This is a genomic window from Erythrobacter sp. QSSC1-22B (genome assembly GCF_001678665.1).
In the GTDB taxonomy this organism is placed as follows: Bacteria; Pseudomonadota; Alphaproteobacteria; order Sphingomonadales; family Sphingomonadaceae; genus Qipengyuania.
The window spans coordinates 33,034-52,706 of sequence record NZ_LZRP01000004.1 but is presented as its reverse complement, the minus strand read 5'-3'; the positions used below and the strand labels follow the sequence as shown (position 1 = coordinate 52,706).

Sequence of the window (19,673 nt, the reverse complement as noted above, 5' to 3'; positions counted from 1 at the left end):
ACCAACAGTGCGCGACCCTTGTGGAAAAGCCGATTAAAGCTTTGCAAGGTCGAATCAAACTGTGCCAAACTGTAACGAACCATTCTCAAATATCTGATTTCCCCGGAGCCAACCTCGATGAGCATCAATATCGGACCCGCATCTTCCGACGATCTGCGGCCGCGGATAACCGTGATCGGTGTCGGCGGGGCGGGCGGCAATGCGATCGCCAACATGATGCAGGCCCAGATCGAGGGTGTCGATTTCATCGTCGCCAACACCGATGCCCAGGCGCTCAGCAGCGCTTCGGCCGAAAAGCGCATCCAGCTCGGCCCGGACATCACGGGCGGGCTCGGCGCAGGCGCGCGCCCCGAAGTGGGCAAGGCTGCCGCGCAGGAAACGGTTGAAGAGATCGAACACGCGCTCGAGGGCGTGAACATGTGCTTCATCGCCGCTGGCATGGGCGGCGGCACCGGGACCGGTGCTGCCCCGGTCATCGCCGAGGCTGCGCGCAAGAAGGGCGTGCTCACCATCGGCGTGGTCACCAAGCCGTTCCTGTTCGAGGGCACGCGTCGGATGCGCGCCGCCGAAGCCGGGATCGAGGAGCTGCAAAAGCACGTCGATACGCTGATCGTCATTCCCAACCAGAACCTGTTTCTGGTCGCCAAGGCCGATACCACCTTCAAGCAGGCATTCGAGCTCGCCGACGAAGTGCTGCAGCAGGGCGTCCGCTCGATCACCGACCTGATGGTCATGCCGGGTCTCATCAACCTCGATTTCGCCGACGTGCGTTCGGTGATGAGCGAGATGGGCAAGGCGATGATGGGCACCGGCGAGGGCGAGGGCGAGAACCGCGCGCTCGAAGCCGCCGAACGCGCCATCGCCAACCCGCTGCTCGACGGTGTCTCGATGGCCGGTGCCAAGGGCGTCATCATCTCTATCATCGGCGGCGAAGACATGAAGCTGCTCGAGGTCGACGAGGCGGCGAACCACATTCGCGAACTGGTCGACGAAGATGCGAACATCATCTGGGGCTCGGCCTTCAATCCCGATCTCGATGGCAAGATCCGTGTCTCGGTAGTTGCCACCGGCATCGACCAGCATGCGCAGACCTCGGCCCCCACACGTTCCGACACGCGCCCGTTCTCGATGGGCGAATCGCGTCCGCCTCAGCGCCCCGCACTCGACCTGCCGCGCCGCGCCGAAGAGAGCGAGCCGTTCGAGCTCAGCGAGGGCCTTTCTGCAGAATCCGAACCCTTCGACAGCGGCGCTGCCAAGACCTCGAGCGAACCCGACTATGGCGACGATGAACCGATGGAGCTCACCGAAGCGGAATATGCCGGTTCCGACGAGTCCGCTGACCAGAGCGGTTCGGCTGCCGGGCGCGCCGGGGGCGGGATGAGCTTTGGCGCGTCCTATCCCGACGCCGACGAGGACGATGTCGAGGATGTCGACGACATCGTCGATCCCCTCGCCGGTCTTCGCAACGAAAGCGACGATGAGTTCGACGATTTCGATGATTTCGACACTGATGCGGGTGACACTCCGCCGCGTACGCCTTCGTCGGAAGGCAGCGCGCAGCACTCGCCAGCCCCAGGTGGCAGCGAAAGCCGTGGAGCCACCAGCGAGAGCTCGGGTTTCGGGGCAGGCGCTTCGCAGGACGAGCTCGAGCTCGACGCCGACCAGATGGAGCCAGCGGACAGCCCGCTGGCTTCCAAGCCGACGCGGCGGCGCATGCCCGGCTCGGGCGACGCCGCACCGACTCCTGCACCCGGCCCCGCACAGGCCGCAGCACCGGCGGGACGCAGCGGCGCTGCTGCCGCTGGTGGCGCCGCCTCGGGCAGCACGCTGTTCGAACGCATGGCGAACCTCTCGCGCGGCTCCAGCACGCGGCCGCAGGAAGAGGACGACGAGGACGAGGATGGCGGCTCGGCGCTCAACATTCCGCGTTTCCTCGGTCGTCAGAACAACCAGTAGGGCGCGCAAGCCACTGGGGGCAGCACACGATTTCGATCATGAACCGATCGGGATCCCGAACGGGGCGACATCGCGCCGCGCCAGACACGGCAACGACGGAGCGTAACTCTTGCAATCGCTTGCCCGACTTTCCCTGAGCCTGACCCTGGGCCTGTCCCTGAGCGGGCTGGCACTCGCCGCGCTCCCGCAGACCGCGGCGGCGCAGAACGCGATGGTACAGCCGCTGCCGCCACCCGAGGCCGAGGATCTGAACGAAGCGCTGCGGCGCCTGTCGCGGAGCCCGTCCGATCTCGATGCGCTGCTCGAAGCTGGCGAGGCCTCGATTGCACTCGGCGACGGCGACGCGGCGATGGGGTTCTTCGTTCGCGCTCAGGATATTTCGCCCGGTAACGCGCGCATGAAAGCCGGGCTGGGGCGGGTCTTTCTTGCCGAGGGACGTGCAATCGAAGCGTTGCGCTTCTTCGCCGAGGCCGAAACCTCCGGTTATCCGCTGGTCGAGATGGCCGCCGATCGCGGACTTGCTTTCGATCTGGTTGGCGACAACCTCAGGGCACAGGAACTCTACCGCCTCGCACTGGCGCGCAACGACGACCCGGCGACCAGCCGTCGTCTGGCGTTGAGCCTCGCGATATCGGGAGAGAGGGCGCAGTTCGAGCGAGTTCTGCTGCCGCAGCTAAAGGACGAAGACCGCGCCGGGTTCCGCACTCGCGCCTTCGGTCTGGCCATACTTGGCGACGAGCGCGAGGCGATCTCCATCGCCGAGGCGCTGATGCCCACCGATCTGGCGCTGAGGATGACCCCCTATCTGCGCTATATGGCGCGATTGACCAAGGCGCAGCAGGCTGCAGCAGCCAATCTTGGCACCTTTCCGCGCGCGAGCGATATCGGGCGCGATATGCCCGGGATTGCCGGTTACTCGGTTCAGGGTGTCGCGATTTCCCGGCAAGCCGATGCTTCGTTAACGCCCAGCGGCCCGGTCATGGGATCGGACCGTCCTGCGCAGGCATCCAGCCGACCCGCCATCCCGGCGCGCCCGCCAAGCCGTGCCGAGCGACGTCAGGCCGAACGCAGCGAACGCCAGGCGCTGGCGGGCCTCGATCCGATGTCGCGCGCGCGGGCCAGATCGGAACAGGCCCGGGTGACGCCGGCACCGACACCGGCACCAGCACCAGCACCAGCGCCCACGCCCGCTCCTGCCGCGGCACCGATCCAGTCCAACACGCCAGCACCGGTGCAGACCCCGACCTCCGAGCCAGCTGCGACGCAATTGGCCATCGCCTTGCCCGCCGAGACGCCACCAGCGAATGTCTCGCCTGCACCCCTGCAGGGGCCGACCGTAGCGGCCGAGCGGGGTATCGAAACCTTCGACCTGCCTCCGGCCACCACCGGCCGTCCGGCCTCGGAACCGCAACTCGTTGCATCGATGGATCCCGGGCCGCTTCCGACCGGGACCCTTGAAGACGTCTTCGCCGAGTTCGGGGCACTCCCCACAGCATCGCCCGGGGCCACGCTGGGGGCGGTGGATGTCACCGCGATCCAGCCACCGCGCGAGCGCGCCGCTCCGCCGCCGCCCGCTCCCGAACGAGCTGCTCCGCCCGTCGTCGAGCATCCCTCGCGCCACTGGGTACAGGTGGCGACCGGACGCGATCGCGATGCGCTCAAGTTCGACTGGCGGCGCATTTCGCGAAACGCCCAGACCTTGCTCGACGGCAAGGGCCCCTTCGTCACCCCCTGGGTCGAGGCCAACCGCCTGCTCGCCGGTCCCTACCCCAGTGCTGCCGAGGCCCGTTCGGTGGTGACCAAGCTCAAGGAGCTTGAGATAGATTCCTTCACCTTCCAGAGCCCGCGCGGGCAGGAGATCGAGACGCTCGACTAGGCGGCGCGGGCGCTTGTGCACAGCGTTTGCACAGGCGAGACCGGTTCTCCCCAGCACCGAGGTCTCGCCCGATTGCCAAGCGCCGCGGCCTTCCGGCATTTACCCTCCATGATCTGGACGGGACGCAATCGGTGAGAGCGGTGGAAAGCTACGAAGTCGACGAAGATTGCGCGCCGATCGAGATGCTTACGGCATTGTTCGAGGCGCGTGGCTGGCCCTGCGAATCGACCGCCGACGAATTGAGCGGCGAGATTCAGGGCAGCTGGGCGACCTATCAGGTCAAGGGAATCTGGCGCGCGGAAGACAATGTGCTGCAGGTGCTGTGCCTGCCCGATGTCCGCGTTGCAAAGGAGCATCGCGCGGCGGCGAACGAGCTGGCCACGCTGGTCAACGAACAGCTCTGGCTCGGCCATTTCGACATCTGGTCCAACGGCGGCGTGCTGCTCTATCGCAACGGCACGTTGCTGGCCGACAATGGCATGCTCAGCCTTGTACAGGCGCAGGCGCTGATCGAAATCGCGGTCGATGAATGCGATCGCTTCTACCCTGCGTTCCAGTTCGTGCTGTGGGGCGGCAAGAGCCCTCGCGACGCGCTGGAGGCGGCAATGGTGGATGCCGCGGGCGAAGCTTGACCCGCCCGGGGGGCAGGCAACGAATTAGGGTTAATTCGCTTTGTCTCGAAGCCTTTCGGTTTTCCTTGAAAAACACTGTCGCAACGCCGATATTACGGACATGGAGCGGGGCGCATTGTGCGCAAATCTCCGCGCAAAGGAGTTGGATTTAAGATGGCCGATTGGAACGACACTGAACAGCGACGGACGGGCTTCAGCTCGGTCCCGCGCGCTGGCGACGCCGTTGCCCGGCGCGAAACCTTCGACGCGGGCCTGCGCTCGCATATGCTGTCGATCTACAATTACATGGCATCGGGCGTGCTGCTTACCGGCATCGTCGCGATGCTGACTGCGCGTTCGGGCTTTGCCTATACGCTGGCTCAGGGCGGACTTCTGTTCTGGGTGGTGGCTCTGGCCCCGCTCGGCTTTGTCCTCGCGATGAGCTTTGGCGCGAACAAGTTCTCGCGCGGTACGCTCCAGGCGATGTTCTGGGGCTTCGCGATCACGATGGGCCTGTCGCTCAGTTCGCTCTTGTTGATCTACACCGGCGAGAGCATCGCAGCGACCTTCTTTGCCACCGCGGGCGCCTTCGCTGGCCTCAGCCTGTTCGGGTACACGACCAAGAAGGACCTGTCGGGCTTCGGCACCTTCCTTGTGATGGGCGTGATCGGTCTGATCATCGCGTCGGTGATCAACATCTTCATGCAGTCGAGCATGCTGGAGCTGGCGATCAGCTTCCTCGGCGTGCTGATCTTCGCCGGTCTGACTGCCTATGATACGCAACGCCTGAAGCGCGAGTACGAGCATCTGCGCGGGACCGAGTTTGCCGGCAAGGCGATCATCCTCGGCGCGCTGAGCCTGTACCTCGACTTCATCAATATGTTCCTGTTCCTGCTGCGCTTCATGGGCGTCAACCGCGAGTAAGCACACTCGCCCCGTCGCAGGACGGACTCAACTGATCGGGCCCGGGGTGCTATTTGCATCCCGGGCATTTTCATATCTGGCAGGGGCGGTTAAGACCCATCGCTTAAGCCTGCATCAATCCGAGCGAATGTAGGCACCGAGAGATTCAAGCATGCCAGAAATGCATCAGGGAGGGTCGCAGCCCATGCGCCGCGCACGAATAGTTCACATCCGACTGGCCGCCGTTGCCGCCGCACTGGCCACTCTTGCCGCTTGCGCCACGCCGCCACCGCCTCCGCCACCGCCTCCGCCTCCTCCCCCGCCTGTCGAGGTGATCCCGGCACGGCCATTGCCGCCGGGCGGCGCCGCAGCGGTGATGACTATTCCGACCGTTGGCGTCGATGGCGTGCGGCAAACGGTCAACAGTGGCCTGTCGACGGCACAGGTCGTCTGGAACCTGCGCTCGGCGCTCAATGTCGCGGCGCTCAACTGCATGACAGCCGAACATGGCGGACTGCTGGCGAACTACGTTTCCTTCCTGGATCGCTACAAGAGCAAGCTGTCGGCTACCAACCGCGCGCTCGCGAGCGAATTTCGTACCGAATACGGGCCGACCTTCCGAGACGTGCAGGATTCCTACATGACCCGGGTCTACAATTACTTTGCGCTGCCCCCGGCGCAGGACCGGTTCTGCGATGCCGCTCTGGTGGTCAGCGCCGAGGCACTGGCGCCCGAGACGACCGATCTCGATCTCTTCGCCATGCAGGCGTTGCCGCGGATCGAACGCGAGTTCGAGACCTTCTTTCGCGCTTACGAGCAATATCGCACTGATCTCGCAGCATGGGATGCGCGCTACGGCCCGCCGACACCGGAGGTGAGGACGACCTTCTACAGCAACTCCAACGGCACACCATCGGTCGGCTCGGCTACAAACCCGGCCGCGGGGCAGACCGTGATCGAACTGCCTGCGGCGACCGAAGAGGAAGCCACCCCGATCGAAACCACGGCCACTCCCGCCTCGGATGCCGTGCCACCGCCCGCGCCGCTTCCGACGCAGGGGCCGATCATCCTGCCTCAAGAGATCTTGCAGTCGCCAGGATCGGATTACGGCCCCCAGCAGGACGGTGAGACCACAGGCAGCGAGTAGCGATCCCGCGTTTAAGGCTTTGCAGCGACGCGCGCATTCGCTAAGCCGCGCGCTCGTTCCCGTCCGGACGCCACCGTTCAGACGCGGGAGCGAGCGACCTGGAACGGGGCCGTAGCTCAGTTGGGAGAGCGCGTCGTTCGCAATGACGAGGTCAGCGGTTCGATCCCGCTCGGCTCCACCAGGTCCCTGATTTCACCCGGAAACACAGTCGTTTTCGTCCCGCACAAGCTGCGGCTTCCGCATTGTCTACGATTTGCGGGCGCCCGCTCGCCCTTGCGGTCCTTCTGGGTCCGTTCTAGCGCTGCTACAGAGGCAAAACGACGATGCATTTTCTCGACCAGGCCAAGATCTATCTCAAATCGGGCGGCGGTGGACCCGGCGGGGTCAGCTTTCGGCGCGAGAAATACGTCGAATACGGCGGCCCTGACGGCGGCAATGGCGGCAAGGGCGGCGATATCATCTTCGAGGCGGTCCAGGGCCTCAACACGCTGATCGACTTCCGCTATTCGCAGCACTTCAAAAGCCGCGCGCGGCGACCCATGGCATGGGCAAGGATCGCACCGGCGCCGGCGCCGACGATCTCGTGATCCCGGTCCCGGTGGGCACCCAGATCCTGTCCGAGGACAAGGAAGAGGTCCTTGCCGACTTCACCGAGGTCGGCCAGCGGATCGTCTTTCTCGAAGGCGGGATCGGCGGACGCGGCAACGCCAGCTACAAGACCTCGACCAACCGCGCACCACGCCAGCACCAGCCGGGCATTCCCGGGCAGGAGATGTGGGTTTGGCTGCGGCTCAAATTGCTCGCGGATGTCGGCATGCTGGGGCTTCCCAACGCAGGCAAGTCGACCTTCATCAACCAGGTTTCCAACGCCAACGCCAAGGTCGGCCATTACGCCTTCACCACGCTGGTGCCCAAGCTGGGCGTCGTGCGCCACCGTGCGCGCGAATTCGTGGTCGCCGACATCCCCGGACTGATCGAAGGGGCCGCCGATGGCGCCGGGATCGGCGATCGTTTCCTGGGGCATATCGAGCGCTGCCGGGTGTTGATCCATCTGGTCGATATTTCGGGCGACGATCCCGCCGAAGCGATGCAGATCGTCCAGGCCGAACTCGAGGCTTATGGATCCGGGCTAGCCGACAAGCCGCAGCTGATCGCGCTGAACAAGATCGACCTCGCCGATGACGAGCTGGCCGAAGGCTTCGCTGCGGAATTGCGCGAAGCGGGCGCGGAACGGGTGTTTAGCATCTCTGGGGCGACCGGCGCCGGCATGGAGGCGCTGCTCGACGCGGTGCTGAGCTATCTGCCCGACCGCACCACGACCGAGACCAAGGCCGCCGCCGTGGAGGATACCCAAGCGGCAGACCAGATCGTCTGGTCGCCGATCTGACGGGTCTGCGCTAGGTCTGCCGCCGATGGAGATCGCCAACCTTTCGGACCTGCGCCGCGCGCGGCGGCTGGTCGTCAAGATCGGCTCGGCGCTGTTGATCGAGGACGGCAGGCCGCGCGCTGAATGGCTGGGCTCGCTGGTCGGCGAACTGGCGGCGCTGCGCGAACACACCGAAATCATCGTCGTCAGTTCGGGCGCGATCGCGTTGGGCGCGGCGCGGCTGGGGCTTGCAAAGGGCGGGCGCGGCAGCCTTGCAGATGCGCAGGCCGCGGCTTCGGTCGGGCAGGTCGAACTGGCGCGGCTGTGGTCCGAGGCGCTCGACCGGCATGGCATCATCGCCGCGCAATTGCTGGTGACACTGGGCGATCTTGAGGACAGGCGCCGCTATCTCAATGCCTCGGCCACGCTCGCCCGGCTGATCGAGCAGGGCGCGGTCCCGGTGATCAACGAAAATGACAGCGTTGCCACCGAGGAAATCCGTTTTGGCGACAACGACCGGCTGGCGGCGCGGGTGGCGCAGGCCGCGCGCGCGGATGCAGTCGTGCTGCTCTCCGATGTCGACGGGCTCTACGACCGTCATCCGCGCGAAGCAGGGGCCGAGATGATCGAGCGGGTCGATGGCGTAACGCCCGCGATCGTAGCAATGGCTTCCGACGTCTCGGGATCGGGACTGGGGCGCGGCGGCATGGTCGCCAAGATCGAGGCGGCGCGGATCGCCGAGCGCGCCGGGATCGCGCTGGCGATCATCAACGGCACGGGTCATGCGCCGCTCGGCAAGGCGCTGGAGGCGGGGCGCGGAACGCTGTTTCTGCCCCAGCGCGACGAGGGTGCGCGCAAGGCCTGGCTGGGTGGGAGGCTGGCGATTGCCGGGGTGCTCAGCGTCGACGAGGGCTGCGTTGCGGCAATGGGCGAGGGTGCAAGCCTGCTTGCCGCCGGCTTGAGCGATGTCGAGGGCGAGTTCGTACGCGGCGATCTGGTGGCCATCCACGGGCCTAAGGGCGAGCGTCTGGGCCAGGGGCTGGTCGAATACGCCAGCGACGAATGCCGCGCGATCATGGGCTTGCGCGAAGCCGAGCAGGCGGAACAGCTGGGCTATGCGCCGCGCGCCGCGGTTGTCCATCGCGATCACATGGTGCGGGCGTGACTCTCGCGGTGACCGGCGCGACCGGTTTCGTCGGGCGGGCGCTGCTCGATGCGGCCGAGTGCGGCTCGGCGAGCTTGCGCGCGCTGGCCCGCCAGCCGCAGGCACCACGCGAGGGGGTCGAGTGGATCGCGGGCGATCTTGCCGATGAGACCGCGCTGGCAAAGCTGGTCGCGGGAGCGGACGCGGTCGTCCATATCGCTGGCCTGACGAATTCCACCGACCCGAGCGCGTTTGGGCCAGCCAATGTCGATGGAACGGCGCGGCTGATCGACGCGATGAAGGCGGCCAGGGCGAAGCGGCTGGTTTTCGTATCCTCTCTCGCCGCTCGGGAGCCCTGCCTGTCCGCCTATGGCGCCTCGAAGGCGGAAGCCGAGGCGATCGTCGAGGGCAGCGGGCTGGACTGGACCATCGTGCGCCCGCCGGGCGTCTACGGACCGCGCGATGTCGATTATCTCGAGATGTTTCGCAGCGCCCGGTTCGGATTCGTGCCCTTGCCGCCGCGCGGGGCCAGTTCGATCATCCATGTCGCCGATCTCGCGCGGCTGCTGCTGGCGCTGGTCGATGCCCCGCTGGCGCTGGTCCGCAATCGGGTTTTCGAACCCGACGACGGGCGCGAGGGCGGGTGGAGCCACGCGGAGCTGGCAAAGGCGATCGGCGGCGCGATCGGGCGCAGGGTTTGGGCGCCGAATCTGCCCAGACCATTGCTCGACCTGGCGGCGCGGGCGGACCGGTTGATCCGCGGCAGCAGGGCGCGGCTGACGGCAGACCGCGTGGGTTACATGGTCCATCCCAACTGGGTCGCGCGTTCGTCGAAGAATGTCCCCGAGGCGGTCTGGAGGCCGTCCATCGACGGTGAGGCCGGATTGCGCCAGACCGCGGAATGGTATCGCCGCGAGGGTTGGCTCTAGAGCGTCAGAGGAATGGTTCCTCGCCAGGCTGGTGGATGCCGCACTCGACCTTGTCCCAACCCTTCCAGCGGCCCGAGCGCGGGTCTTCGCCCGGAGCGACCTTGCCGGTGCAGGGCGAGCAGCCGATCGACGGATAGCCACGCTCGACCAGCGGGTGGCGCGGCAGCTCGTGTTCGGCAAACCAGTTGGCGATCCGGTCGGCATCCCAGTCGATCAGCGGGTTGATCTTGAGCCGCCCCTGCACATCGGAGGTATCGATTTCGAACCGCGGCAGTTGGGCGCGGGTCGAGGACTGGAACGCCTTGCGTCCGGTGAAGGTGGCATCATAGCCCGCCAGAGCTGTGGCAAGTGGCCGCACCTTGCGGATCTCGCAACAGCCATCGGGGTCGAACGACCAGCGCAGGCCAGTATCGTCCTTGGCCGCTAGTTCGTCCAGATCGGGGTACAGGTTGACCAGATTGGTCAGCCCAAGTCGTTCGACCAGCGCATCGCGATAGGCGAGCGTTTCGGGAAAGTGCTTGCCGGTTTCGAGGAACAGCACCGGAATGCCCGGATCGATCTGCGACAGCAGGTGCAGCAGCACCGCGCTTTCCGCGCCGAAGCTGGAGACGGTCGCGAGATCGCCGATCAAATCGTCGTCGATCACCGCGCGCAGCATCTCCTGCGTGTCGCTGCCGCGGAACATGCGGTTGAGGCGGATCGCGTCGTGCTCCGAAAAGCGCGGCCGCGTGTCGAGCCGGTCTATGGCGCGGAGCTCGTTCATGCGTGACGCTTGGTCCAGATCGGGGTGCGATCGTCTGCGGCGGACTGGTAGACATCGGGCCAGCGCGCCAGCGCCGCCTCGACATCGCCTGCATCGAGCGGGGCGTCGGGATCGAAGGAATCGAAGCCGCAGCGGCGCATATAGGCGAGCTGATCGACCAGCACATCGCCCACGGCGCGCAATTCGCCATCGTAACCCGCCTCGCGCAGGATCCGGGCGGCGGAATAGCCGCGCCCGTCGCCGAAAGCGGGGAAATTGACCTCGACCAGCTTTACGCGGGCGAGATGCGGGATCAGCTCGCGCGCTTCGTCGCCCGGTTCGATCCGCACCGCGAGCGCATCGTCCTGATCGACGAAGGCATCGACGGTCACTGCCGCGTGACTGGCCGCCTTGTCGTCGCGGTAGCGCAGCAGGCCGCTGTTGTGGCCCTGGCCATCGCTCTGGGGGCCATCGCTGTGAGTAACCGGATCAGCCATAAAGCGCCTCCTTGAACGGGGTCATGCCGATGCGGCGGTAGGTATCGAGGAAGCGTTCGCCTTCGGTGCGTTCGCGTAAGTAGACATCGGCGGCGGTTTCGACCGCGTCGACGATCCCTTCTTCGGAGAAACCCGGGCCGGTGATCTTGGCGAGCGCGGTGTCTTCCGCCTCGCTGCCGCCGAGCGAGAGCTGGTAGTTCTCGACGCCTTTGCGATCGACCCCAAGGATGCCGATATGGCCCGCGTGGTGATGGCCGCAGGCGTTGATGCAGCCCGAGATCTTGAGCTTCAGCTCGCCCAGCGCCTCACCCTTGCCGCTCGCCTCGAACCGCTCGGAAATCTTCTGCGCCACCGGGATCGAGCGGGCGTTGGCGAGGCTGCAATAGTCGAGCCCCGGGCAGGCGATGATGTCGCCGATCTGGTCGAGATTGGGGGTCGAGAGCCCGGCCCCGTCGAGCGCGCGCCAAACCGCGGGCAGATCGGACTGGTGGACATGCGGCAGGACGATGTTCTGGGTGTGCATGACCCGCAATTCGTCGAAACCGTAACGCTCGGCGAGATCGGCCATCAGCCGCATCTGTTCGGCAGTAGCATCGCCCGGAATGCCGCCCACCGGCTTGAGGCTGATCACCGCGGAGACGTAGCCAGGCGCCTTGTGCGGGTTGGTGTTGCGCCGCACCCAGCGCTGGAATGCAGGCTCGGACGCGGTCTTTGCAGGCTCATTGGAAGCCGAAGCTTCGTCGGCTGCGCGGAACTCGGGATCGGCGAAGAAGGTGCGGATCCGCTCCAGCTCGGCGAACGGCGGTTCGACGCCCTGGTCGAGCATATGCGCGTATTCAGCATCGACCTGACGGGTGTATTCCTCCGCGCCGAGTTCGTGGACGAGGATCTTGATCCGCGCCTTGTACTTGTTGTCGCGGCGGCCGTGGCGGTTGTAGACCCTGAGGCAGGCCTCGGCATAGGTGATCAGCCGGTCGAGCGGCACGAACTCGTTGATGCAGGGCGCGATCATCGGCGTGCGGCCCATCCCGCCGCCGACATAGAATTGCGCGCCCAGCTCGCCGCCCTGCTCGCCATCGCGCTCGACGATGCGGATGCCGATATCGTGCAGCTTCATCGCCGCGCGATCTGTCGTCGACGCGATCACCGCGATCTTGAACTTGCGCGGCAGATAGGCAAACTCGGGGTGGAAGCTCGACCACTGCCGCAGGAGTTCGGCATAGGGTCGCGGATCGACCAATTCATCGGCGGCGGCTCCGGCGAAATGGTCGGAACTGATGTTGCGGATGCAATTGCCGCTGGTCTGGATGGCGTGCATCTCGACGCTGGCGAGATCGGCAAGGATGTCGCCCGCATCTTCCAGCTTGATCCAATTGTACTGGATGTTCTGCCGGGTGGTGAAATGGCCGTATCCGCGGTCGTATTTCTCCGCGATATCGGCGAGCGCGCGCATCTGATCGCCGCCGAGCGTGCCATAAGGCACCGCGACGCGGAGCATATAGGCGTGGAGCTGGAGATAGAGCCCGTTCATCAGCCGCAGCGGCTTGAACTGGTCCTCGGTGAGCTTGCCCTCGAGGCGACGGCGGCACTGGTCGCGGAATTCCTCGACCCGGGCGTCGACCATTGCCTGGTCGTAACTATCGTAGCGGTACATCAGATCACCCACTTGCCGATATCGGGATCGGTTGGCTTGAGAGAGAGGTCGAGGCGCACGGTCGGGCCGAGTGCGCGGACCCGGTCCTTGATATGCGCCGGGCGGGCGCTGCCCGCGTCGAGTTCGGCGTCGATCGCATAGGGGACGTTGACGCGGCGGGCCGCTTCTTCGCGCAAGGCGATCTCGTCCTCGTTGCCGGTGACATCGACGGCATCCTCCACGCGCAGCGACCAGTCGCTGCCGGTCCACCAGGTGACTGCTCCGGTCTTGAGGTCGTTGCCGGTCAGAATTCTCATTGCGCGGTTTCCTGTACAAGGTTCGCCAGCGTTGCATCCTCGCGCGCGGTCACTTCGCCGATGACGATCAGCGCCGGGCTGACGACGCGCTCGCGCTCGACCAGATCGGGGAGCGCGGCGAGGGGGCCACGGAGCACGCGCATGGCAGAACGGGTGGCGTTTTCGATAATGGCGATTGGCATATCGGGGGCGAGGCCATCGGCCATCAGCTTCTCGGCGATCTGCGGCGCGGTCTTGACGCCCATGTAGATCACCAGCGTGCGGCCCTTGCCCGCGAGTCCGGCCCAGTCCTGTTCGGCGAGCCCCTTGCACTGGCCGGCGACGAAGCTGACCGCGCTCGATGCGTCGCGATGGGTGAGCGCGATCTGGGCGGCGGCGGCGGCACCATTGGCGGCGCTGATCCCGGGGACGATCTCGACCGCAACCCCGGCGGCGCGCGCGGCTTCGGCTTCTTCGCCGCCGCGTCCGAACACCAGTGGATCGCCGCCCTTGAGCCGCACCACCATCCGTCCGGCGCGCGCTTCGCGGACCAGCAGCGCGTTGATTTCGTCCTGCGCCATGCTGTGATGCGCCCGGCGCTTGGCAACCGAGATGCGTTCGGCATCGGGGCGGGCAAAGTCGAGAATCTCGTCGGAGACCAGGCCATCGTGGACGATCACATCGGCGCGCGCGATCAGCCGCGCCGCGCGCAGCGTCAGCAGGTCTGGATCGCCGGGCCCGGCGCCCACAAGATGGATGATGCCTGTTTCTCGCATGTGGGGAAAATGCCTCTGCGGTGGCTTCGGCGCCAATCAGAATGCTTGTGCGTCTGCACAGTTCTGCTTTTGAAATGTGGGCTAGCCGCCCGCGAAGCTAGCCTTTGCCGCTCGTGCCATCTGCCGCCTGGCGTTGGGCCAGCGCCTCGATCAGGCGTTCGAACTGCTCGCTGTCGCGCAAATTGATGTCGCGCTGCGGGAACGGGATCTCGATATCGTGCTCCTTGAACAGCCACCACAGCCGCTTGAGGACCGCGGAGCGCACGTTGCCGACGCCTTCTTCCGGGTCCTGGATCCAGGTATGGATGACGAAATTGACCGAGGAGTCGCCATATTCGCTCATCCACACGGTGGGCGGCGGCGTCTTCAGCACGCGGGGCGCATCCTTCGCCGCCTCGAGCATCAGCTCTTCGGCCTTCTTCATATCGGCGCCATAGCTGACCCCGACCGGGATCTGCATGCGGACGTTCTTGGACGAGTAGGACCAGTTCTCGACCTGATTGATCATCAGGTTCTCGTTCGGGATCAGATACTCGCGCTGGTCGCGGGTGGTGACCGAGACCGCGCGGACGCCGATCTTGCGAATCTGGCCGAAGGTCTCCTTGCCCGTCATATCCGCTACCGCAATCACGTCACCCGGCTTGATCGACTTGTCCATCAGCAGGATGATCCCGGCGATCAGATTGCCGAAGGTCTTCTGCAGGCCGAAGCCGATGGCGAGACCGAAAGCGCCCGAGAAGACCGCCAGCGCGGTGAGGTCGACACCCAGGAGGTCGATGCCGATGAAGAACGCCATCCCCCAGACGACGATGGTGAGGATTTTGCGCCCGAGCAGCTGCTGCGTATCGTCGAAGCCGGTGAAACGGCGCAGGAGCCAGTTCAGGGATCTGGTTGTGAGCCATGCCACCGTAAGAACGAAGGCGAGGATCGCGAGCACCACGAGCACATCCCAGACCGACAGGCGGAAGTCGCCCACGCTGATCGCCAGAGCATCGAGCGTGTTGAGGAAATCGCCGGCGATCTCGCTCTGCGCCGAAACCCGCTCGCGGATGTCTTCCGACGCGGCGACGCTGTCCGCTGCAGGGGCCGGGTCGGCGAGGCTCCAGGCCTGCTCGACCGGAGCCTCGTCGACCGGAGCCTGGTCAATTGCCGGTTCCGTTTCGTCGCCGGTATCGGCAGGAGTCGGCAGTGTCGTGACGGTCATAGGGTGTCCATGGCGGCGAAGGCCCGTTCGAGATCGGCGATCAGGTCCTCGGGGTCCTCGAGCCCGATCGACAGGCGGATGGCGTAGCGATCACCGTCCTGCCAGCCCCGCCGCGGCCAGTCCATCGCCGCGCGCACGGGTTCCACATCGAAGGGCAGGGCGAGGCTTTCAAACCCGCCCCAGCTATAGCCGATCCCGAACAGTTCCAGCGCATCGATCAGCCGGCAGCGTGCGGCGTCGTAGCGTCCCGACAGAACGAAGCTGAACAGGCCGCAGCCGCCGGTGAAATCGCGTTGCCAGAGCTCATGCCCAGCGTCGCCCGGACGCATGGGGCACAGTACATGCGCGACCTCGGCGCGCGCCGCCAGCCACTCAGAAAGCGCAAGCGCGGTGCGGGTGGTGCGCTCCAACCGCAGCTTCATCGTGCGCAAGCCGCGCAGCGCCAGCGCCGCATCGTCGGGCGAGACCACATGGCCGAGATCCTGCGCGGTCCGGCGCAGCGCGCGATACCAGCGCTCGCCTGCACTCGCCGCGCCCATCATCAAGTCGGAATGGCCGCCGACATGCTTGGTCAGCGCCTGCACACTGATATCGCAGCCGCGCTCCAACGCTGGAAAGCCGAGCGCAGTGGCCCAGGTGTTGTCGATCAGGCTCACGGCATCACGTTTGCGCGCTTCGGCGGCCAGCGCGGGAATGTCGCAGACCTCCATGGTGAGGCTGCCGGGGTTCTCCAGCCACACCGCTCGGGTGCGGTTACAGAAGGCCTCGCGATAGGCGTCTAGATCGAGCGGGTCGAAGAATCGCGCCTCCACCCCGAGACGTTTAAGCAGGCCTGTCGCCATCGAGCGGCTGGGATCGTAGGCATTGTCGGCCACCAGCAGCACATCGCCGGGCTTCACAACCGCCAACAGTGCACCGGCGATCGCTGCGACCCCGCTGGGGTAGAGCACCGTGCCATGCGCGCCCGGTTCGAGCTCGGTCAGAGCCTCGGCCAGCGCCCATTGCGTTGGCGAGCCACGGCGGCCGTAGAAAAAATTGCCATCGGCATTGCTCTTCGTGCCCGCGCGCAGCTCGGCACAATCCGTGTAGAGATGCGTGCTGGCGCGATAAACCGGCGGGCTGACGACATGCGGATCGGGGCTACGCCCGCCAGTGACCAGCCTCGTGGCTGGCGATAATTGGTTGCGATTGTTCTTGCTCATGCTGCGCGCGGGGCTCCGGTTTGCTTGGGTGTGGCAGGATCGGCGCCCCATTCGGCCCAGCTGCCATCGTAGAGCGCGGTATCCTCCACACCGGCGAGATGAAGCGCGAACAGCAGCACCGAGGCGGTCATCCCGCTCCCGCAACTGGCGGTGATCGGCCGGTCGAGATCGATCCCGGCCTCGCGGAATAAAAGACGCAATTCGTCCGGGGATTTGTAGGTGCCGTCGGGGGTGAACAGGTCGCGGAAGAACAGATTGCGCGCGCCGGGGATATGGCCGCCCTCCAGCCCATGGACCGCGTCGGCAGTGGTACCGAGAAAGCGCGCGGCATCGCGGGCATCGATAACCTGCTCGGCGCCGGTCGCGATATTGTCGAGCATGTCTCGCTTGCTGCGGATGCGCGCCATGGGCGCGGAGGCGGTGAAATCCGACGCAGGCGGTTCGACCGCACCGCTCTCGGTCGGGCGATCTTCGGCTTGCCACTTGGCCCAGCCGCCATCGAGCAACACCACATCGGTCAGCCCGAACATGCGAAAGATGAACCAGGCGCGCGCGGCGCTGGCGATCGCGCTGTCATCGTAGATGACGATCCGGCTCGTCGGGGTGATCCCCAGCGCAGAGGCACGAGCAGCGAATTGTTCGGGCGTGGGCAGCGTATTGGCGACAGGCGCGGCGGTATCGTGAAGGCTGGGAAGGTCGAGAAAGCGCGCGCCGGGAATATGGGCGGCAGCGAAATCGTCGCGCGGGTCGCGCGTCACATCGGGAAGGTGCTTGGTCGCGTCCAGGATGACGAGATCGGGCTCGGCGAGATGCGCTGCCAGCCAATGCGTCGAAACGAGTGGGTCCATGCGCTTCAACTAGCGGGCCGCGGGTTCCTAGTCGAGCGCGCTAGTCGAGCACCCGTTGCGCCAGCGGTTCGTAGCCACGCGGACCCTCGTCGAGCCGGAACGGCTGGAGTCGACTGCTGCCACCGGTGCCTTGCTGCCCGACAACCACCGTCTGCGCCTGCGGATCGATGCCTTCTGCGGTGGCGCGCAGCCGCAACAGCGGCACCAGCAGCGGGGTATTGCCCTGACGCAGGATTCCCGCTTGGGACAATTGCAATTGCACCCGGCCCTCGAAGCGCGCCGACTGACCCGGGGAGAGGCGGGGCATGGTGTGGCGCGGCTCGAGCGCGGTCGCTGCCATGGCAACCTGCTCCTCGACCGGGCGATCTCCGCTCGCCGAACCCAGATCTGCCTCGATTACCACATTGGTCAGCGCCTCGGCTCCACGGTTGAGCACGGTGAGGCGATAGCTCAGTGTCGCGGCCATCACGCTGCGGCTCAGCCGGATCGCCTCAGGGCGCAAGGTGAGCGTAGCGCGGGGCGAGGCAATGGCCGCACCGCCATCCTTGCGCACCACCGGGGGTTCGATCCGCAACGGAACGGCGCGGGATCGGCGGAGCCACCAAGCGATTCCGATCGCCAGCACGGCGAGCAGACCCAGCCCGGTGAACAACCACCATGCCGGCGTACCCTCCTCCTCCACCGTCGCAACACCGGGGGCGGGGTTTGGCGTAGCGGCAACGGCTGGCGTATCGGGGGGCGGCGCGGCTTCGCCGCTGTCAGCCTCGAAATCGGGCACCTCGGGCCTCGCATCGGGTGTCGCCATGCTCGGTGGTGCTGCCGGGGCGTCACGGTTTGCCGGCAGCGTGATGGTCTGCGTCGCTTGGGGGCGCGGCTGGGTGCGAGGGGGCGGTGTCGCCACCGGACTGCGCACGGGGCTTGGGGTCGGGGTCGCTACCGGGGTTGGCACCGGGGTGGGGATGGGCCTTGGCCGCACCGGTGCGCCGCTCTCGCTATCGACCGGGCCCTGAACGGTCGGGGTCGGCGTGGCCGTGGGCGCCGGGTTCGGCGGCAGCTGAAAATCCTGCACCGATTGCGCCGATGCAGTCACCGGTCCGACAGCGAGGGCCAGGGCGAACAGCGAAAGTCTGGATGTGAAGCGGGTCATTGCCAAGCTTAGGTAGGGAGGAACCGAGCGTGTCGGGAAGCCGCGCTGAATAGGCTGTGAAGCGCAGGCTTCCAAGCGATCCCTTGCGCATATCTGTCGGAAGCGGCAGGAGCGCGGCATGGGCACCACACCAAACCCCAAGTTTCTTGGACAGGACAGCTCGCTTCCCGCTTCGCCCGAAGCGGCCGAACTGGACTATGTCCCCAATCCGCGCACCGGCGAGCTCTATCTCGTTCGCTTCGCGGTGCCCGAATTCACCTCGCTGTGCCCGGTCACCGGTCAGCCCGATTTCGCGCATCTCGTGATCGACTACGCCCCCGGTGAGACCATTGTCGAATCCAAGAGCCTCAAGCTCTTCCTCGGCAGTTTCCGCAACCATTGCGGCTTCCACGAGGATGTGACCGTCGGGATCGGCAAACGGTTGTTCGACGAGATGAAGCCGAAGTGGCTGCGGATCGGCGGTTATTGGTATCCGCGGGGCGGCATACCGATCGATGTCTTCTGGCAGAGCGCTGCTCCGCCCGAAGCACTCTGGCTCCCCGATCAAGGGGTCGCATCCTATCGAGGGAGGGGTTGATGAAGAACTTTCTGCACAGATTGCCCGAATACGCGTTGTGGCTGTCGCTGGCGGTGCTGGCCTGGTTCGTGTTCGCGGTGTTCGCGCCCAAGCTCGGCGTGATCGGCTGGCAAACCGGCTTTGGCTTCATGACCGTACAGGCGGGGCCGATCCTGCTCGGAATCGCGGCATTGGTCGCGCTTGTCGCGCTGGCGCTGGCGTTCTTCCGCACGCCGCGCGGGGTGTGGTGGAAAGCAGCGCTCGCCCTCGCGATACCGGTTGTGCTGTTCGCCGGGTTGCTGTCGGTCCGCGCGCAGGGCGATGCCGCCCCGCCGATCCACGATGTGGCGACCGACGTATACGACCCGCCGCAATTTTCGGCGCAGACGCTGGCGATGCGCGAGGAATGGGGCGCCAATGCGCTCAACGATTATTCGACCCCGCTCGGCCGACTCGAAATGTGGCAGGACAGGGTAGACCCTAACCTTGCCATCAAGACGCATGCCGATGTGATCGCCGAGAACTACGGCGATCTGCAGCCGATCGCGACCGGGCAGGTCAGCCAGGAACAGGCGCTCGACGCCGCGGTTGCCGCGATGGCCGACATCGGCCTGCAGGACATCCGCCGCGATCCCGCCGCCGGAACCGTCGAAGGCGTGGCTGAAACCTTCGCCTATGGCTTTCGCGACGATGTGATCGTGCGGATCCGCGACGGGCGGATCGACATGCGCTCGGCCAGCCGGGTCGGCTTGTCGGATCTTGGCTACAACGCCGAGCGTCTCCGCAAACTGTCGGACGCGATAAGGAAGCGGCTGGGGAATTAATCGCCGGCCCGGCCCG

Annotated in this window: 19 protein-coding genes, 1 tRNA gene and 1 pseudogene; 12 read left to right on the top strand and 9 right to left on the bottom strand. The window is 66.0% G+C overall.

Annotated elements, in window-relative coordinates; translation table 11 throughout:
* The first annotated feature begins 117 nt into the window (after positions 1 to 117).
* The 9 genes and pseudogenes from ftsZ (at position 118) to A9995_RS07925 (ending at position 9,932) form a co-directional block, all read left to right on the top strand.
* Positions 118 to 1,956 carry a cell division protein FtsZ gene (ftsZ, locus tag A9995_RS07965; protein ID WP_067611186.1) on the top strand — a complete coding sequence of 613 codons (1,839 nt, stop codon included), beginning with the start codon at positions 118 to 120 and terminating at the stop codon, positions 1,954 to 1,956.
* A 109-nt stretch (positions 1,957 to 2,065) separates the two neighbouring features.
* Positions 2,066 to 3,832, top strand: a complete 1,767-nt coding sequence (locus tag A9995_RS07960; RefSeq protein WP_067611183.1) for an SPOR domain-containing protein — start codon at positions 2,066 to 2,068, stop codon at positions 3,830 to 3,832.
* Positions 3,833 to 4,014: 182 nt separating this feature from the next.
* Positions 4,015 to 4,464, top strand: a complete 450-nt coding sequence (locus A9995_RS07955) for a YbjN domain-containing protein (protein WP_067611779.1) — start codon at positions 4,015 to 4,017, stop codon at positions 4,462 to 4,464.
* A 153-nt stretch (positions 4,465 to 4,617) separates the two neighbouring features.
* Entirely contained in the window at positions 4,618 to 5,367 is a 750-nt protein-coding gene (locus A9995_RS07950; protein ID WP_067611179.1) for a Bax inhibitor-1/YccA family protein, read from the top strand.
* 355 nt (positions 5,368 to 5,722) lie between these two features.
* Positions 5,723 to 6,493 (top strand): hypothetical protein, encoded by a 771-nt coding sequence (locus tag A9995_RS07945; RefSeq protein ID WP_067611176.1) that lies wholly within the window; start codon positions 5,723 to 5,725, stop codon positions 6,491 to 6,493.
* Positions 6,494 to 6,598: 105 nt separating this feature from the next.
* Positions 6,599 to 6,674 (top strand) — tRNA-Ala (locus A9995_RS07940).
* A 142-nt stretch (positions 6,675 to 6,816) separates the two neighbouring features.
* Positions 6,817 to 7,880: pseudogene (gene obgE, locus A9995_RS07935) on the top strand (GTPase ObgE).
* A 25-nt stretch (positions 7,881 to 7,905) separates the two neighbouring features.
* Positions 7,906 to 9,024 carry a glutamate 5-kinase gene (gene proB / locus A9995_RS07930; RefSeq protein WP_082992577.1) on the top strand — a complete coding sequence of 373 codons (1,119 nt, stop codon included), beginning with the start codon at positions 7,906 to 7,908 and terminating at the stop codon, positions 9,022 to 9,024.
* Positions 9,021 to 9,932, top strand: coding sequence for an NAD(P)-dependent oxidoreductase (locus tag A9995_RS07925; RefSeq protein WP_067611171.1), 912 nt, complete (start codon positions 9,021 to 9,023; stop codon positions 9,930 to 9,932). The genes proB and A9995_RS07925 overlap by 4 nt, the downstream gene beginning before the upstream one ends.
* Before the next feature lie 4 nt (positions 9,933 to 9,936).
* Here the strand turns inward: A9995_RS07925 and A9995_RS07920 are convergent, their stop codons facing one another.
* The 9 genes from A9995_RS07920 to A9995_RS07880 form a co-directional block, all read right to left on the bottom strand.
* On the bottom strand, positions 9,937 to 10,695 hold the full coding sequence (locus A9995_RS07920; protein WP_067611168.1) for a phosphoadenylyl-sulfate reductase: 759 nt from the start codon (positions 10,693 to 10,695) through the stop codon (positions 9,937 to 9,939).
* The gene (locus A9995_RS07915) at positions 10,692 to 11,171 is read right to left on the bottom strand and encodes a DUF934 domain-containing protein (RefSeq protein WP_082992575.1); all 480 of its coding nucleotides are present in this window, start codon (positions 11,169 to 11,171) and stop codon (positions 10,692 to 10,694) included. The genes A9995_RS07920 and A9995_RS07915 overlap by 4 nt, the downstream gene beginning before the upstream one ends.
* A complete protein-coding gene (locus tag A9995_RS07910) occupies positions 11,164 to 12,825 on the bottom strand; it encodes a nitrite/sulfite reductase (RefSeq protein ID WP_067611165.1) in 1,662 nt (553 codons plus the stop codon). The genes A9995_RS07915 and A9995_RS07910 overlap by 8 nt, the downstream gene beginning before the upstream one ends.
* Positions 12,825 to 13,121, bottom strand: coding sequence for a DUF2849 domain-containing protein (locus tag A9995_RS07905; protein ID WP_067611162.1), 297 nt, complete (start codon positions 13,119 to 13,121; stop codon positions 12,825 to 12,827). Before A9995_RS07905 ends, A9995_RS07910 begins: the two co-directional genes overlap by 1 nt.
* Positions 13,118 to 13,876 (bottom strand): uroporphyrinogen-III C-methyltransferase, encoded by a 759-nt coding sequence (gene cobA, locus A9995_RS07900; protein WP_067611158.1) that lies wholly within the window; start codon positions 13,874 to 13,876, stop codon positions 13,118 to 13,120. Before cobA ends, A9995_RS07905 begins: the two co-directional genes overlap by 4 nt.
* 97 nt (positions 13,877 to 13,973) lie before the next feature.
* Positions 13,974 to 15,080, bottom strand: coding sequence for a mechanosensitive ion channel family protein (locus tag A9995_RS07895; RefSeq protein ID WP_067611155.1), 1,107 nt, complete (start codon positions 15,078 to 15,080; stop codon positions 13,974 to 13,976).
* The gene (metC, locus tag A9995_RS07890) at positions 15,077 to 16,282 is read right to left on the bottom strand and encodes a cystathionine beta-lyase (RefSeq protein ID WP_067611151.1); all 1,206 of its coding nucleotides are present in this window, start codon (positions 16,280 to 16,282) and stop codon (positions 15,077 to 15,079) included. The genes A9995_RS07895 and metC overlap by 4 nt, the downstream gene beginning before the upstream one ends.
* Positions 16,279 to 17,130, bottom strand: a complete 852-nt coding sequence (gene sseA, locus A9995_RS07885) for a 3-mercaptopyruvate sulfurtransferase (protein ID WP_067611148.1) — start codon at positions 17,128 to 17,130, stop codon at positions 16,279 to 16,281. The genes metC and sseA overlap by 4 nt, the downstream gene beginning before the upstream one ends.
* Positions 17,131 to 17,170: 40 nt before the next feature.
* Positions 17,171 to 17,935, bottom strand: coding sequence for a hypothetical protein (locus tag A9995_RS07880; RefSeq protein WP_067611145.1), 765 nt, complete (start codon positions 17,933 to 17,935; stop codon positions 17,171 to 17,173).
* Between A9995_RS07880 and A9995_RS16630 the strand changes: the two genes are divergently transcribed.
* The 3 genes from A9995_RS16630 to A9995_RS07870 all read left to right on the top strand — a co-directional run bounded on the left by A9995_RS16630 (position 17,934) and on the right by A9995_RS07870 (position 19,657).
* Positions 17,934 to 18,140 (top strand): hypothetical protein, encoded by a 207-nt coding sequence (locus A9995_RS16630; RefSeq protein ID WP_145916864.1) that lies wholly within the window; start codon positions 17,934 to 17,936, stop codon positions 18,138 to 18,140. The genes A9995_RS07880 and A9995_RS16630 overlap by 2 nt on opposite strands.
* A 255-nt stretch (positions 18,141 to 18,395) precedes the next feature.
* On the top strand, positions 18,396 to 18,854 hold the full coding sequence (gene queF, locus A9995_RS07875; protein WP_067611142.1) for a preQ(1) synthase: 459 nt from the start codon (positions 18,396 to 18,398) through the stop codon (positions 18,852 to 18,854).
* Positions 18,854 to 19,657, top strand: coding sequence for a DUF1499 domain-containing protein (locus tag A9995_RS07870; RefSeq protein WP_067611139.1), 804 nt, complete (start codon positions 18,854 to 18,856; stop codon positions 19,655 to 19,657). The genes queF and A9995_RS07870 overlap by 1 nt, the downstream gene beginning before the upstream one ends.
* Positions 19,658 to 19,673 lie beyond the last annotated feature (16 nt).